We start from the raw sequence: 15,433 nt of genomic DNA, 5'->3' as shown, positions 1-15,433 counted from the left end.
CTTAACCATGCTGATTGCAACAATACCGACCTCTAAAAGTGATAAAGAGGATAATAAAAATAAGTCTCAAGCACAAAAAACAATAGAAGAAGCAGGATTTTAATATGGGCGTTAGAATAGTAGAAGGAGGTCTGGGGTTCACTGCAACAATTGATGACAGTGAAATTGACCGTATTGCCTCACGCATTGAAAGCAGAATAGAAAACCTTAGTAAAAAAGTACAACAACAAGGAGATGCTTTAGATAATTGGGCAAAAAAAGCTGCAGCGCTTGCTGCCAGTTACGCTTCATTTACCGAAGGTAAAGAGCTCCTGATGAATATTGTTAAGGTTCGGGGTGAGTTTCAACAGTTGGAAATCGCTTTTACTACCATGCTGAAAAGCAAGGATGAAGCCGATAAGTTGATGGCCCAGGTTGTGAAGCTTGCAGCCACTACACCTTTCGGCCTTCAGGAAGTTGCCAATGGAGCGAAACAACTTTTAGCATATGGTACGGCTGCCAAGGACATCACTCCTACAATTTCAATGCTAGGAAATATCGCCAGTGGAGTAAGCGCCCCATTAAATGATATTGTTTACCTCTATGGTACTTTGCAAACGCAAGGTCGTGCATATTCTAAAGATATTCAACAGTTCACCGGCCGAGGTATTCCGATTATTAAAGAATTGGCCGCACAGTTTAAAGTTGCTGAAAGTGAAGTGATGGGCCTTGTTGAAGCTGGTAAAGTTGGATTCCCAGAAGTACAAAAAGCTTTCCAAAACATGACTTCAGCGTCAGGCATGTTCTATAACTTGATGCAAGAGCAATCTAAATCTCTGACTGGCCAGTTATCAAATCTGGAAGACAGTTTTGACAGCATGCTGAATGCGATCGGAAAAAGCAATGAAGGAATATTAAACTCAGGAATCGCAGGATTAAACTTGCTAGTTGAAAATTACGAAAATGTTATTACAATCATTGGAGTATTGGTTACCGCATATGGAGCATACCGAGCAGCATTAGTTCTTGAAGCCGCATTAATTCAATTAGTGACTGCTAGAACAGCTGGGCTAACAACCCAAACACTGTTATTAATGGGAGCAGAAAACTTATTAGCAACTGCTACCTCAATACTAAATGCAGTTATTAGAAATTCGCCAATTATTGCATATACAGCAGTTATCACAGCTCTCACGGTTGCGATCTATGCGCTTTCTCAAACAACTAGCGCTGCTGCTGTTTCACAACAAGCATTAGCAGATTTGTCTGCATCTTACCAAGGAAAGTTAGCGGAAGAAAAACTGCAATTAGAAGAGTTGGTCAAGGTTGCTAAAAGCCGCACTTCAACAGACGAGGAAAGGGTTGCTGCAATCAAGAAACTGAACGAATTAAACCCTGAATTTCTAAAGGGCTTAAACTCTCAAAATATATTCACTAAAGCTGGCACGACTGCAATCAAGGAATACCTAAAATGGCTTGAAATTAAACTTCAAGGTGAGGCAGCATATGCTGTAAAGGCAGAAGCAGTAAAAAGAATTGCTGAAAGGAATGCAAAAGCTTCTGCAGATCCTACCGATAAAGGACTGAACTTTACTACACGGCTCGGCTATTCACTTAAAAACTTCTTTAAAGGAAGAGCAATGCTTTCTGCTCAAGATGAGGCTAGCGATATTGTTAGACAACTTAACCAACAGGATCAGAAAATTATTGATTCGGTTAATAAGCAATATTCAGAACAATTGAAAAAACGAGTGGTTGGAAATATTACTCCTGAGACTTCAAAACCTAACAAAGCAAAGAACAAGGCATATTATGATGCAATAGTTAAAGAAAATACGGAAGCTCTGCAAGCTTTAGATGAAGGGGCAAAAGATTTCGAATCCAAAGCTGCACCTCTAAGAAAAAAAATCGACGAGGCACAGAAGAAACTACGCCTTTTTGAGGTTCATGACAAATCCGCTGACAAAGCGAATGACGAACTTAAAAAATGGGGCGAGAAAAAGCTAGACATTTTAAATAAAATTCATGAACAAGAAGCCAATATATATGCAAAAGGCAAAGTTCAAAGTGAAAAAGAGATTGAAGACGCACATAATAAATATGAAATACTGCGCAAGGAATTACTTGAATACAATAAAAAAGCTCCAAAAAGTCAGAAATTGACAGCTGGATCATTTACGCGTATAGATAACTTAGAGAAATCGGAGACTGGTGACATTAAGTATAGAAGTGAAACAGAAGTTTATAAATCCAATTTAGATAAACAAAAAGAACTATATCTTCAATTTGAAGAGTATAAAAAGAAAGTTGGTCTTGAAAACGCAAAAGAAAGGTATAAGGGCGAAATAAATACAAGTCAAACCTATTTACAAAAACTGGAAACAGACTTAGCCATAACATTAGCTCAAGCGTATTCGGCTGGTTTTACTGGGCCTATCCAGGAAAGGTTAACCGCTACTTCAAAACTTGTCACAGAAGAGAAAAAAAGGCAAACAGAAGAAACTAAAAATCAGTATGCTGAAGCTTATAACGCAACACTATCATACGAGCAAAAAGTTGAAGCAATCAAAAAGCAGTTTGCCGACCAAGCAAAGATCTTAGGGCCTCAAATAACAGATTCAAAAAAAGCAGAATTATTAAGGCAACGTGACAATGCAATTAATGCTGCGACCGATGAAGCTTATCAAAAAACAGAGATATATAGAAAACTTAATCAAGAAATAACCTTTCTAACCCGCCAACAGGCGAAAAACGAAATTACTAGTCTTAATGATATTCTTAAGAACAGTAATAACCTACCAACTGAATATATTAAATCTTTAAAGGAAAAATTGAAAGAAGCAGAATCTGTGCTTGATAAAGGTACCGACGCTGGTTACTACGATAGACTTAAGGAAAGGATAACATATTTAAATAAAGCTTTAAAAGAGGAAACGTTAGTTGCTGACCAAGCAGAGAGATATAGGCTTGAGTTAAAGCAGATCAACCTTGAATTATCCACCCAAAACAAACTAATCAAAGGTGCTCAGAAAGCCTCATCTGATATGGCGCAACTTTCAAGTGCATTTAGTCAAATGTCATCTTCCCTTGAAGGAACCAATGATCAGTTAGCTTACTCTTTGGGAACGCTTAGCCAAATAATGCAAGTTGGTAGCGATGCTGCCGGAGCATTTGCATCGTTTGCAAGTGGAGACATTATTGGTGGAATTACAAAAACCATAGGTGCTGTAGCTGGACTATTCTCAATTGGAAAGAAAGTAAAAGAAATGAATGCTAAAGCGAGAGCGGAAGTTCAGAAGTTTTACGATGATGCCCTGAATGGAGAAATAGAATACCAATCACTCTTACGTGAGCGAGAAAGAAATACTGCATCTGCCCAGGCTAAACGACTTTCAGGATTACAACAAGAATATGAGTTATTAAAAAAGCAATCCGAAGAAGTAGACAAACAATTCAAGCAAGTTCTTGGCCAGTTACAAGCCATGAATGAGGGAGAAATAACGGGTTCAGAATACAAACATGGAACATGGGTTAGAAAGGCAAAAACTACTTATTCTTATGCAAGCCTTGCAGGTAAGGACTATGACCAACTTGAGCAACTATACACTCAAAACAGATTAACTGATGGTGCAAAAGCATTATTTGAGCAATTAAGAAAATTAAAGAATGAAGGTGCTGACGTTACTGCAACTCTTGCTGCCATAGCTGAACAGACAAGAGAGATCTTCACTGGAACCACGGCGGATTCATTGACAGATTCACTTTTAGAAATGTTTCGATCAGGAAAAACCGGAGCACAGGAGTTGGCGGACTTCTTTAAGCAGACAATGGATGAGGCTGCATTAAGCATATTTAAAAATAAAATCTTAGCTGCTGCAATGGACCAATTTTATGATGAGTTCGCCAAAGATGCACAGAGTGATGAGAAACTGACGGACACTGAAATTGCCGATCTCCAAAAACTTTTCACCTCATTAACTGAGGAAGCAAGGATAAAATTCGAAGAGTTTAAAAAAATTACCGGGCAAGATCTTGGCGGTCAAAATTCCTCAAACAACACGGTATCGGGAATACAGGGAATGAGTCAGCAGACAGCTGAATTGATAGCTGGTCAGTTTGGAGGGCTTCGAATTGCTCAACTTGAATCAAATACATATTTGAAGGCCATAGGAGCATCGAATACGCAATTGATGAATATGGCCTCCGATCGCTTGGCAGTATTGAACAAGATCGAAGCAAATACATTTAGAACAGCTACTAACACAGATCGGCTTGCCAATATTGAAAACTCTTTAGTAAGCATGGATAAGAAAATGGGAAATAACGCTAACGCAGAAAGAGCTGCAGGAGGTATATAATGGCAGCGAACAATCTATATAAATTAAATGGCCTCGATGTTTACACAACCTATGGATTTGCAGTTTCTTCTGGAAGAGATGGATTTGTTAAAAGGCGGAAAGCTAAACCACGATTTAAGAACAGTTGGCCTGAGCTTAATGGTGATGAATATGATCTAACTGAACCAATCCGGTTTGAGGATAGAACATTCAATTTAAAGGGTTACATCATGGCAAGCTCACTGAACGAATTCAAAGCAAAAGAACAGGCTTTGTTTGATGCATTAAATGTTCCTGGTGTCGTTCCATTAACAAACGTGAAACTCAACATTACAGTAAATGTAATCTATCAGGACATGGCCAGTGCTGAAATTTTAACCAAGATCCCTAATGGTAATGGGAAAATGGGGATAGCTATTGAATTAGTATTACAGGAGGTTCAACAATCATGATGTATAATATAATGAGAACCAACGGCAATGTGTCGTGGTTAGTTAAAGCTGTTCATCCAACAGGTAAAGAAACTGTCAAAGCAATGGGAGAACGAGTTGTAGATATGCAATTCAGTTTACCTGTTTATGTTGACTTTATGCTCAATGACTTTATTGTCCTTGATAATGAAACTTACAAAATAAACCTTACTCCTACCGTTGAAAAGAAAGCAAAACGGTTATATGATTATACTATTCAATTTGAGCATGAGTTCTATGATCTGGCTAAAATCCAGATCCAAGGTTTAAATCCACAAAATGGTTATTTAGAACCAAGTTTTAGCGTGACGGGAAATGCATTAACTATCATTACTTTAATCGTTGAAAATATTAACCGGGCTTATCCTGGTTGGACAGTCGGTGTAATTGATGAAACAGAATATAAGAATTTCACCTTTTCTGCTCAGAATTGCCTTCAAGCCTTAAACCAGCTTGCAAGTGATTATAAAACTGAATTTTGGATCGAAAATAAAACCATCCACCTACAGAAACGAGAACAATCAAGCGGCTTAACCTTTGCTTATGGACAAGGAAAAGGTTTATATAACATTCTTCGCCAAAATAAGACGAGCACCAATATTATCACCCGTTTATATGTTCGGGGAAGTAGCGAAAATCTGCCAATCGGCTATAGGGATTATGCAGGAAACTTATTGCTGCCTGGTGGCCTAACTTATATTCAAGATGACTCTAAAGTAGATTTGTATGGATTAATTGAGGGTACACAGAACTTTGAGATTAAACCGGAAAGAGAAGGCACAATTACCTCTGTTGTAAGCGGTGATGGTAACTGGAAGTATTTTACGGATACTTCGATGGATTTCAATCTTAATGATTATAAACTCTCTGACCCTGTAAAGATAACTTTCAATACCGGGCAATTAGCAGGCTATACTTTTACTTTATCAAGCTACAACAATAGCACAAAAACATTCACCATTAACAAAAATGATGAAGAAAAGAGTATTGAGGTTCCTTCAAATCTTTTACGCCCTGCAGTTGGAGATAAATATGTTATTCTAAATATCCAAATGCCACCCTTATATGTAACTGATGGCGAAAATCGATTATTAAATGCCGGGCAAACTTATTATGATCAAAATAGTGATCCAAAATTTCTATTGGCTTACTCAGCGAAATGTGACCGTCTTTTTATCAAACAAAACCAGATCGAGGTACAGTTAGGAAATACGGCAATCATTAACGATCCTGATATGGGGTTAAATACTGAAGTCAGAATAGCAAGTTATACCCGTGATCTTCAGGACAGAAATTTATATGATGAAGTTGAATGGGCGGATACTATTGGGCCAAATGAAATTGTCAGACAATATGCCCAGCAACAACGAACCTTAAAGCTTATTGAAAGCAGTGGTTTGTTAAGTTCTGATCAGTTACGCAAAAATATATTTCTGAACCGTTTAAGTGAGTTAAATGGCTATTTAATGCTTGCTGGCAACAAGGTTAAAGCAGGCGTTGCAGATTTCGCAACTGATGCCGCCCGTGCTGCGCTTGCTGATTACGCCACCGATTCGGACAAATGGGATGGGAAACAGTTTGCAGATTATTTAGATCAGCCAGTTAGAAAAACTGATGCCGTTAAGTTTGCATCTGTTGAAGCTGACACGCTTAATAGTAAGGTTTATGTTAGTGGTTTTACGGGCGTTGGTTACAAAATCAACCCTGATGGTTCAGCGGAATTTGACAGCATAACCATTAGAAAAGATTTAAATGTAAATGTTTTAAATATCCGTGAGATCACTGGAACGGGTGGAAGTTTGGCTATCACCAATGTTGCTAAAATTAAAGAAGTTAACGATGGTGGCAGTTTTTGGTCGTGCATTATCAATACAGATGATGGCAGTATAGCGGTGCCTTTTAAAGCCAATGATATAATAAGGTGTCAGGTATGGGATGGTAAAAAACTCAAATACTATTCTGCCCGTGTACGTGGGGTAAGTGCTTCAATATTTGATTTAGAAAAATCTTCATTTGTTGGGTCCGGCATCCCACAACCCGGTGATACTGTTTTTCAATTTGGTAACGTAACTGATGCCAGCCGCCAGGGTTTAATTTACCTGACTAACAGCGATAGCGGTGCGCCTTATCTCGATGTGTTAGACGGTATTAATTCTGCTGACTTGACAGGTAAAACGAAAGTTAGGTTAGGAAAGCTTAATGGAATTAATGATCCTGATTTTGGAGCATTGCAGGGTTACGGCCTCTATGGAGAAAACGTTTACTTAAAGAATGGAAAGTTTAAGGGTGAAGTGACTATAACCGGAGGCAATGCTGCTACCCAGGCATATGCCAATACTGTTGCCAACAATGCTTTAGATGTTGTTATTAGTAATGGTAAGGTTAGAACTCCATTATTGGATAGTGATGACATTAGGGCGATAACAGCTAAAATTGATTATTTAAATGGTCTTGAATTTAATTTTACGCAGGGAACGATTGACCGTTTAAAAGCCAGGGTAATTAATGCTGCTCAAATCATTTCAGATGGTGGTGGTGCTACTTTAAGCTATGTAAATAATCAAATTACCACTGCAACCACGCAGGCTTCAGCAGATGCTACGGTCAAAGCAAGTGCTGCCCAGGTTGCAGCTATTCAGGTTGCCGCTAATGATGCAAGCGCCAAAGTTTCAGCTATTCAGCTTGGCGGCAGAAACTTATTACCTGATAGCAGTTTTGAAAACGGTGTATTACTACCCGTTAACCTTTCAGGTTTGGAAGCCAGTATTTTGAGTGATGGTGTTTTAGATGGTGGTTTAACACACCCATATTTGGGAACAAAATCCCTTTATTTGGCAGGTAACAATGTTACAAGTGCTGGCGATATTTATGTTTACTTAAATAAAGCTGTAAAATTTATACCGGGCGAAACCTATACAATTAGCTTTTATTACGTGGGTGCAGGTTCAATTACCGGGTGTTCAACTTACATCAATTTTAATGCAACGGGGCATAAAAGTGTTGGGTTTACTTTATTTGGTGATAAGGTTTGGCGTAGGCTTACATATAGTTTTGTTTGCGACCCAGCAGATACAAGTGGCGAAATAAGATTTGGTTTTCACGCAACGGGGTTTGGCTGGATGGCCTTTGATGCTATTAAGGTTGAAAAAGGAAACAAAGTATCAGATTGGACACCAGCCCCCGAAGATGGCGATTTTGTTGCAAGTCAAAAAGCCGATGCCGCACAATTGGCGGCAACCAATGCGGCTTACGCACAAGCTGCCTACGAACGTGAGATTGCCAAAGCTTATGCTGATGGAAAAGTAACAGCTGAAGAACAGTCAAGAATTGCCCAGGCTCAAGCCAATTTGCAGACTGCCAAAGATGATGCCCAACAAAAGGTAACAGCCGCATTGGGGGCTGCAAATGGTTATACAGATACTAAAAACCAGCAAACGCTTGCAGCTGCTCAAAGCTATGCAGATGCTTCAGCGCAGAGTAAAGCGAATGTTGCGCAAGCAAATGCAATTAGCCAGGCTTCAACTGATGCCCAGGCTAAGGCTAATGCGGCACAGGCTGCCGCCGCTGCCTTATCGCAACAATTGGTTGACGGGCTTAAATTTGGTGGTCGCAATTATTTAAGCGGTACTTCTACTGGAATTAGTTTAAATGGTTATACTGGGAAAGGCAAAAGCTTATCTATTCCTCTTGTAAATGGCGAACTATATACTTTATCATGGAGGATTAAAAACATTTCAAATTCTCCAAATGTGCTTGCCTACACCTCTATAGGAATAGGTGGAGACACAAGGCAAAACTTGATGTGGATTAATAACAGTAAGCCAAGTGACAGTTTTACATTTATTGCAAATTCAAATGGTTCGCAAGCGACAGTTATTACATTTTGGAATGAAGTATATGGATACCCAAATAATCCGAGCATAGATATCTATGATGTTAAATTAGAAAAAGGCAACAAAGCTACCGATTGGACACCAGCCCCCGAAGATGTGCAAGCAGCTATTGATAACGCAAAGGCTTTGGCAGATCAGGCAAATGCAAGCTATACAACCTTAACCGCCAACTTAAAATCATTGGCTTATGCCGATGTTGTGGAAGCTGCAAAATTAGGTACAACAGTTATTGAAGGTGGTAAAATTAAAGCGAACCTGCTTGATGTGGATTACATTAAGGTCAATGTAATTAACGCCGACTACATTAAATCATTAAACATTGTAGCTACAAATATAGAAGCTACCACGGGTACCATAGGCGGCTGGTCTTTAGCTTCAGACAGAATTTTTTCAGGTTCTGAGTCTTCTAATTACATCGCTTTAAAGTCCGGAAGTTCACCTGAATTATATATGAAAAATAGTTCGCAAGCAGCGGGTGAGTATAGTAGCATCAATACCAAAGGTTTATTTATTTTAAGTACAGGAAATGCTTTGCCAACTCCTTATGGAAGCTTTAATGCCGTGGGCGCCTTTAAATTAAAGCCTACTGGTGGAAGTTCAAATAGTGTTGCATTGTATGTTTCTGCCTTAACTGGTCAGAACCTGGCTTTTTATTGTGATGGTGATTTCTTTTTTAGCGGGGTTGGAACATTTAAAGACGTAGCAATATTTGATAATAGATTAGTTGTAAACACAGGAAATGTTACCGTTTCCAACATACCAAATGCTTTTGATTTGGGTGGTACTTCAGCCCCTCTTAAGATTATTACCTCAGGTGGAAACCGGGGAAGATTGTGTGTATAAAATAAATTATGATGAAAGCAACATTCAAAGATAGATTAATAATACAGGGTACATTAATGCCTTTAATGCCCACTAAAGGCAGCTACATCGAAATGATACAGATGGATGATTTAAGACAACAAACAGTAATTACCCAAAAAGAAGTTATTGAATATAATTTTCGTGACGGTGATCAACCAGGACAAATTATGTTTGATGTAAAACCAGGAGGTGACATTGAATTAAATCTAACGCCTTTGCAAATAGATTTTCTTCAACTCGCTGCAATGGCTTTAGATGAAATTAAAATGGTCGATTTTGATAATTTACCTACCTGCAAGAAAATAATGGAATTAACAGATAAATAAATATAAAATGAGAAAGAACACTAAAACAGTTACCAAACATTACGATAATGATGTGGTAAACGGATGGAATTTAAATTATGAGTACGAAAGTGAAAATGACGCTTTGCCTTTAGAAATTAAGGTTAATGGAACAAAGGGAACAGCAAACCTTTCCGTTTCAAAACATGGAACTATACTTTCGGTAACGTTTAACGGTGCTGAAATGGATAACCAGGTAATGGTCTCAATTAATACGGAAATAGCGGCTATCCTAGCTGACTTTACTCCAGCTGCTTAAAACAAAAAGCCCCGTTAAATAAATGTTTAACGGGGCTTAAATGTTATTTAATGCTTGTTTAATACATGCGTGAAAAGTAAATTATCCTTTCATTTTCCTTCAAGGTTAAAGATGCTGGTTGAATACTAACCACTTTGTAAACCGTTTTAAGGTCGTTTAGCTTCCATGTTAATTGATCACCTTCTAATTTAAAACTATCAATATCCCCCTTACCATTTACATCTTTTATAGTAAACTGTGTCGTTTGATCAATCGATACCCATGTTCCAATTAAAGATGGTTTATCCGTTTTTTTACAGGAGATAAAAACCGTAAGGCACAAAAATATTAATGAAATCTTTCTCATTGTTAGCTATTTATTAACTACTAACGCTAAAATTATGTATTTGAAAATAATTCCTATTTGCATTTGATAACGTCATTAGCAAAACATATCTTTTGGTTATGTTTTTGCCTAACTTTGACTTATGGGAAAGTTATTTACAGGTATTGATGCTTGGTTAAACACTGAGCCAAATCTTCCGAAAGAATTACAGGAAGCGATCAGGCATAATGGTTTGATGGAAATCAAGGGTAAAGAAAACAACGTGGATATCATGAGCTGGGCAAAACAACTTGGCGTATCTGGCTGGTACCCAAATGATGAGGTGCCTTGGTGTGGCCTAGCAAAAGGTATTTGTGCGTTCAGAACTGGTTGGTTGAAATTGCCCGCCCCAAATTTACTTTCGGCTTTGTGGTGGAGGACTTGGGGTAAAAAAGTTGAAATAAAGGATGCATGCGTTGGAGACACTGCCATTAAAGAAAGAAATGGAGGCGGACATGTCACCTATATTGTTGGAGAAAATTCAACCCATTTTCGCTGTTATGGAGGAAATCAATCAAATAGTTGGTGCTGTACATGGATTTCTAAATCTGAAATTACAGATGTAAGACGTGCACCTTTCACCGTCCAACCATTAGGAGTTAAAAAACACTATTATAAAAATTTAGATGGTACGCCAGCTAAAACGTCAGAAGCTTAAACAATGATTAATAAGAATGGCAACTACAACTCAAAAAACACTTACGTGGCTATTTGCCGCAGTTTCAAGCCTAGCATCATATATCGCCATTCAAAGCAGAGCAAGTTTAACCGAAAGCAGGGAACTAAGAGATCAGGATAAATCCTATTATCAAAAACAGATTGAGGTTAGAGATCTGATAATAATTAAAGAAAGACGTGAAAAGGACAGTTTACAGGGAGTTATTGTAAGCAGATCTGATAATTCATATCAGGAACTCAAGAGCTTGTTTAAGATAGATTCTACCAAGAAGAGTACAATTATCATTAAATCCATAAAGAAATGAAAAAGGTATTTATTGTTTTAGCAATCATCGTGCTCATTGCGCCAAGCAATGGATGCCGGATACTAAAGCACAAAACGAAAGAAAGCAAACTTGAAACTACTTCATTCAAAAATGACATCAAAGTCAGCTCATTAAAGGTTGATAGTTCTTCAGTCTTGAATTCATTCAAATATGATAGATCAAATGCTTTCAGTACTGAAGAAATTAACATAAAGCAGCACGCTCTTTCTTCAATTCCTTTGGAATTGACTGCAAAGTTTAGATTGGATGAAAATAGCTCGAAGGGTGATACCGCTTTTAAGCTTGTTGATATCTCAAATAAGCAAGTTAGTATCACTGTTTTTAAAAATGACAAAACTGGTGAGGCAACTATTAGAGTGAGCGGAACAAAAGGATCTTCAGATATGCCATTTACAGAAATGCAGATCAAGCGAACCAATAGTAATCAGCTTGAAAAGGTTGATACCACAAAACATAAAGTAAATCTCAAGAATGAGATCAAGGATAGCGTTGAAGCATCATTGAAGGAAGTTAAAATACAGGAAAGCAAGTTTGAGAAATTTAAGGAAACTCGTCCAGACTTTTTTATATGGATAGGAATTGGGGCGGTAATTGGTTTTTTCCTTTGGTTAGGATTTAGAAAATAGGATGTTTGTTTGTTTTATTGTTGGACCGGTTATCGAAAGATAATCGGTTTTTTATTGTTAAAATTTCCTATTTTTGGCCTGTTGTTGTGATATTTGGTTTTGCTGACCAAAGTTAATCACAATTAAGCCCGACTTGCTGGTCGGGCTTTACTTTTCATTTATAAAATCTAAAACCTTTCTGTTTGCCTCGTCAATTATGGACCAGTCTGTTTCGATATAGACATCTGTTATTGTTCCTATAGCATCCACATGGTTGAGTGCCTTACCAATAATATCTTTATCGATATTGCATTTATTCCTTGCAATCGTAGCCCAGGTATGTCTTAGAAAAACTGAAGTAACTTCTTTATCGATCTCAGCTCTCTTTGCGACTTGTTTCAAACCATCGTTAACACCTTTGTTGAAATTCCGCTCATCAGAATATCTTAAATGAAATGAAAAAACCCTTCTATTATCTTCATCTCTATATTTATTGAGGATAGCTTCTGCTTCTGGTTCAACCTTTATCGAAATATAGGCATCATCTGCCCTCTCCCCTCTAGTTTTTCTTCTGTTATAGGATAATCTACCATTCTCATACTTATCGATGTGAAATAGGTCTGTTGTATTCATACCGATTAGATAAAAACATAATAGACCAACATCCTTTCCTAATTCCAGCAAACTACCTTTTTTCTCGGATGAAGTATCAACATCGATTATGGCATTTATCTCTTCTTTTGTGAGATTACGCTTTTTTGTTTTAGGAGCATTGCCTATTTTATATTTTCTGAAAGGGTAATGTTTAATCAAAATTTCACCAGTATCTTCATCATTGAAGTTCTTTATTGCTTCATTAAAGATGGTACGTAATTCCTTCATGTAATGGAAGACGCCTGAATCAGTTGCGGCCGCTCTGGTGATTTCTCTTAATATGCCATGTTGGTTTTTCCGAATCATTTTCCTCTCCGTTTTAAGAAATGCCTCCCAACCTAACAAAAACTTGTAATTAATCTCGGCAATATCAACATCGCTCCTTTTGAAATAATCTTCAATGGAATTAATGATGGCATTATAAGTCATCGCCTTTGAATCCCTACCCTCTTTTTTAATCTTATCAATGTATTCCCGGGCAAATTTGATAAAGTTGACCTTTTGTCCATCCACCTCTTGCTTAGACTCGAATTTTTTCTCAAGAAATACTTTTAGCTCATCGGCAGTCATGGAAAATGCTGACATACCAAGTTTAGAGACTTCGTCCCTATAATTTTTTAGAGTTTCATTTAATAAATCAATGATGTAGTCATCCTTGATTTCAAATTTTCTATTCAACTGTGCCTTAACCAAAAAAATTGGTGAGTCGATATACCGCACCAATCTTTTGTGGGTTAGCCTGATCTTAACGTTCCAGGTGTTATCCTTTTTTTTATGATGTTCTAATACGATTGCTTTGAAGGTGGGCATTTTGAAAAACTTTTGTAAAACATTTGTGTTGAAATATACAAAAATGCTTGTAGAATTGAAATAAAAAAGGCCGATCTAAATGAATAAATCGGCCTTTAAGGGTGGAGAATATCGGATTCGAACCGATCACCTCTTCACTGCCAGCGAAGCGCTCTAGCCAAATGAGCTAATCCCCCTTGTGGTTGGCAAAAATAGCAATTAGTTTGTTGTTTGCAAATTAAAGTGAAACTTGTTTTTTTACTCTTTAACCTTCAAAGTAGACATTAGCATCAGGCTGCCTACAAACAGTGCAGACTCAAATGGATAAGCTATAAAAAGGTACAAAATAAAAGTTGCAACCGTTATTAGCAGTAGAAAAAGCGATGCTTTACATAGAGATTCCATGGAAAACATTGCAATAAAACCAAGAATATAAATAGGAATGATAAATACTGCTATAAGCATGTACCTAAATTAAGGCCTATTTATTAACAGAATATTAGCCCGGTATTAATTGCTTTATGCTTTCATTTAGTAACTGCTGATAACAATCTACAAACTGACTTACATGAATCCCATCCATTAGGGCATGATTTACGTGAATAGAAACTGTCATTATTTTTTTATCTCCCTCATTTCTAACCTTTCCAAATGAAATTTTAGGGCAACTATCTGGAATGGAAAACTTTCGGGCGTGAGACATTGACTTAAAATCTAACCATGGCAAAGCCGAATAATGGATTACATTTTGTCCGGATGAACCCAAAACTAATCCTGTACTATTTTCTACTTTTTTAATTTCAGCTAATGCGCCGATTTTAAATTCAGAAAAATCAGAGTGAAAATCAATATAACTGAAGCCAAAAGTTCCATTGGGCCTGCTAATAGTTGCCGAGGCGTGTATTGCATCATAACTCCAAACTTCGTTATCTATAATTCTATATCTAAAGGGCTCTATTTTATTAGCGGCTTCTAAAGATTTATACAAGTAAAGTAAGAAAAATGAAACACCCAGTTTTTTAGCTTCATGGTACGTAAAAGTACAATCTATATCTACTGTAATCCCAAAGAAAGGTTCTTCGAAAGTGTTAAAAAAATTAAAGTGATCTTTTCTAATCCAGGTTTCTATATCTATTTTATTTCTCATACAATTAATTTTGGTAAAACATCTGCCAAGCTATCCATCTGGTAAAAATTATCATGCTCAATCGAGTGATCGATATGCTCGTGTACCCATGTAGTGTGGTATGGAATATGTGCGGCATGACCACCAATAGCCAAAACAGGTAAAACATCAGATTTTAAGGAGTTTCCGAGCATTAAAAACTCTTCTGGAGGGCAATCCAAGTGTTTAAGTAATTTTAGATAGTCTTTCTCTTGTTTGTCGCTCATTATTTCTATGTGGTGGAAATAGTGATCCAAACCCGATTTTTTAAGCTTTCTTTCCTGATCTAGTAAATCTCCTTTTGTGGCTACCACTAATTTATATCGACCAAATAACGCTTTTAAAACATCTTCTACCCCATCCAGCAATTCTACAGGTTTGTTTAGCATCTCTTGCCCCAACTCTATCGCCTTGCTAATAATTAATGGGTTTACCGTTCCTTCTGTTATCCTTAAAACAGTTTCAATCATGCTCAACATAAAACCTTTAATCCCGTAACCGTATAATGGCAAATTGGCAATCTCAGTCTTATATAATTCTGCTGTTACCGTATGATGAGGCAAATAATCTTCCAAAAGACCAGCAAATTTCGCTTCGGTTTCACGAAAATAAGGTTCGTTTACCCAAAGTGTATCGTCTGCATCAAAAGCAATTACGGTAATCTTGTTTTTCATAGGTATTTATTTCTTAATGAGTATTCATATTA

At 37.3% G+C, this 15,433-nt stretch carries 12 protein-coding genes and 1 tRNA gene; 8 read left to right on the top strand and 5 right to left on the bottom strand.

Annotation, left to right across the window (positions count from 1 at the left end; translation table 11 throughout):
• The first annotated feature begins 104 nt into the window (after nucleotides 1–104).
• The 5 genes from EHC72_RS00425 to EHC72_RS00405 are packed head-to-tail and all read left to right on the top strand — an operon-like array spanning nucleotide 105 to nucleotide 10,146.
• Nucleotides 105–4,337 (top strand): tape measure protein, encoded by a 4,233-nt coding sequence (locus EHC72_RS00425; protein ID WP_131535455.1) that lies wholly within the window; start codon nucleotides 105–107, stop codon nucleotides 4,335–4,337.
• On the top strand, nucleotides 4,337–4,768 hold the full coding sequence (locus tag EHC72_RS00420) for a hypothetical protein (protein WP_131535454.1): 432 nt from the start codon (nucleotides 4,337–4,339) through the stop codon (nucleotides 4,766–4,768). Before EHC72_RS00425 ends, EHC72_RS00420 begins: the two co-directional genes overlap by 1 nt.
• A complete protein-coding gene (locus EHC72_RS00415; RefSeq protein WP_131535453.1) occupies nucleotides 4,765–9,522 on the top strand; it encodes a phage tail protein in 4,758 nt (1,585 codons plus the stop codon). Before EHC72_RS00420 ends, EHC72_RS00415 begins: the two co-directional genes overlap by 4 nt.
• 8 nt (nucleotides 9,523–9,530) lie before the next feature.
• Nucleotides 9,531–9,869 (top strand): hypothetical protein, encoded by a 339-nt coding sequence (locus tag EHC72_RS00410; RefSeq protein WP_131535452.1) that lies wholly within the window; start codon nucleotides 9,531–9,533, stop codon nucleotides 9,867–9,869.
• A gap of 7 nt (nucleotides 9,870–9,876) precedes the next feature.
• Nucleotides 9,877–10,146 carry a hypothetical protein gene (locus EHC72_RS00405; RefSeq protein WP_131535451.1) on the top strand — a complete coding sequence of 90 codons (270 nt, stop codon included), beginning with the start codon at nucleotides 9,877–9,879 and terminating at the stop codon, nucleotides 10,144–10,146.
• A 58-nt stretch (nucleotides 10,147–10,204) separates the two neighbouring features.
• On the opposite strand, the gene EHC72_RS00400 is transcribed toward EHC72_RS00405, so the two are convergent.
• Nucleotides 10,205–10,492 (bottom strand): hypothetical protein, encoded by a 288-nt coding sequence (locus tag EHC72_RS00400; protein ID WP_131535450.1) that lies wholly within the window; start codon nucleotides 10,490–10,492, stop codon nucleotides 10,205–10,207.
• Nucleotides 10,493–10,613: 121 nt separating this feature from the next.
• Between EHC72_RS00400 and EHC72_RS00395 the strand changes: the two genes are divergently transcribed.
• From EHC72_RS00395 to EHC72_RS00385, 3 genes are read left to right on the top strand one after another with little or no spacing between them, the layout of a single operon-like run.
• Complete coding sequence (locus EHC72_RS00395; RefSeq protein ID WP_131535449.1) at nucleotides 10,614–11,168, top strand: TIGR02594 family protein; 555 nt, start codon at nucleotides 10,614–10,616, stop codon at nucleotides 11,166–11,168.
• A gap of 16 nt (nucleotides 11,169–11,184) precedes the next feature.
• On the top strand, nucleotides 11,185–11,493 hold the full coding sequence (locus tag EHC72_RS00390; RefSeq protein WP_131535448.1) for a hypothetical protein: 309 nt from the start codon (nucleotides 11,185–11,187) through the stop codon (nucleotides 11,491–11,493).
• Complete coding sequence (locus EHC72_RS00385) at nucleotides 11,490–12,140, top strand: hypothetical protein (protein ID WP_131535447.1); 651 nt, start codon at nucleotides 11,490–11,492, stop codon at nucleotides 12,138–12,140. The genes EHC72_RS00390 and EHC72_RS00385 overlap by 4 nt, the downstream gene beginning before the upstream one ends.
• 147 nt (nucleotides 12,141–12,287) lie before the next feature.
• Here EHC72_RS00385 and EHC72_RS00380 read toward each other — a convergent pair whose 3' ends face one another.
• From EHC72_RS00380 to EHC72_RS00365, 4 genes are all read right to left on the bottom strand, one after another.
• Nucleotides 12,288–13,583, bottom strand: coding sequence for a tyrosine-type recombinase/integrase (locus EHC72_RS00380; protein ID WP_131535446.1), 1,296 nt, complete (start codon nucleotides 13,581–13,583; stop codon nucleotides 12,288–12,290).
• 102 nt (nucleotides 13,584–13,685) lie between these two features.
• Nucleotides 13,686–13,759 (bottom strand) — tRNA-Ala (locus tag EHC72_RS00375).
• Nucleotides 13,760–14,061: 302 nt separating this feature from the next.
• Nucleotides 14,062–14,709: a chloramphenicol acetyltransferase gene (locus tag EHC72_RS00370; protein WP_131535445.1), complete on the bottom strand. Its 648-nt coding sequence runs from the start codon at nucleotides 14,707–14,709 to the stop codon at nucleotides 14,062–14,064.
• Nucleotides 14,706–15,401, bottom strand: coding sequence for an HAD family hydrolase (locus EHC72_RS00365; protein ID WP_131535444.1), 696 nt, complete (start codon nucleotides 15,399–15,401; stop codon nucleotides 14,706–14,708). The genes EHC72_RS00370 and EHC72_RS00365 overlap by 4 nt, the downstream gene beginning before the upstream one ends.
• Nucleotides 15,402–15,433: the final 32 nt, after the last annotated feature.

This window comes from Pedobacter nototheniae (assembly GCF_004335085.1).
Classification (GTDB): Bacteria; Bacteroidota; Bacteroidia; order Sphingobacteriales; family Sphingobacteriaceae; genus Pedobacter; species Pedobacter nototheniae.
Note: the sequence above shows the minus strand (reverse complement) of the source record. Positions and strands in the feature narration are given on the sequence as shown.

Excerpts from the sequence above, each read along its gene's own strand:
- EHC72_RS00380 (WP_131535446.1), bottom strand. The coding sequence starts at position 13,583 with ATGCCCACCTTCAAAGCAATCGTATTAGAACATCATAAAAAAAAGGAT.
- EHC72_RS00405 (WP_131535451.1), top strand. The coding sequence starts at position 9,877 with ATGAGAAAGAACACTAAAACAGTTACCAAACATTACGATAATGATGTG.
- EHC72_RS00385 (WP_131535447.1), top strand. The coding sequence starts at position 11,490 with ATGAAAAAGGTATTTATTGTTTTAGCAATCATCGTGCTCATTGCGCCA.
- EHC72_RS00390 (WP_131535448.1), top strand. The coding sequence starts at position 11,185 with ATGGCAACTACAACTCAAAAAACACTTACGTGGCTATTTGCCGCAGTT.
- EHC72_RS00410 (WP_131535452.1), top strand. The coding sequence starts at position 9,531 with ATGATGAAAGCAACATTCAAAGATAGATTAATAATACAGGGTACATTA.
- EHC72_RS00420 (WP_131535454.1), top strand. The coding sequence starts at position 4,337 with ATGGCAGCGAACAATCTATATAAATTAAATGGCCTCGATGTTTACACA.
- EHC72_RS00365 (WP_131535444.1), bottom strand. The coding sequence starts at position 15,401 with ATGAAAAACAAGATTACCGTAATTGCTTTTGATGCAGACGATACACTT.
- EHC72_RS00425 (WP_131535455.1), top strand. The coding sequence starts at position 105 with ATGGGCGTTAGAATAGTAGAAGGAGGTCTGGGGTTCACTGCAACAATT.
- EHC72_RS00395 (WP_131535449.1), top strand. The coding sequence starts at position 10,614 with ATGGGAAAGTTATTTACAGGTATTGATGCTTGGTTAAACACTGAGCCA.
- EHC72_RS00370 (WP_131535445.1), bottom strand. The coding sequence starts at position 14,709 with ATGAGAAATAAAATAGATATAGAAACCTGGATTAGAAAAGATCACTTT.
- EHC72_RS00400 (WP_131535450.1), bottom strand. The coding sequence starts at position 10,492 with ATGAGAAAGATTTCATTAATATTTTTGTGCCTTACGGTTTTTATCTCC.
- EHC72_RS00415 (WP_131535453.1), top strand. The coding sequence starts at position 4,765 with ATGATGTATAATATAATGAGAACCAACGGCAATGTGTCGTGGTTAGTT.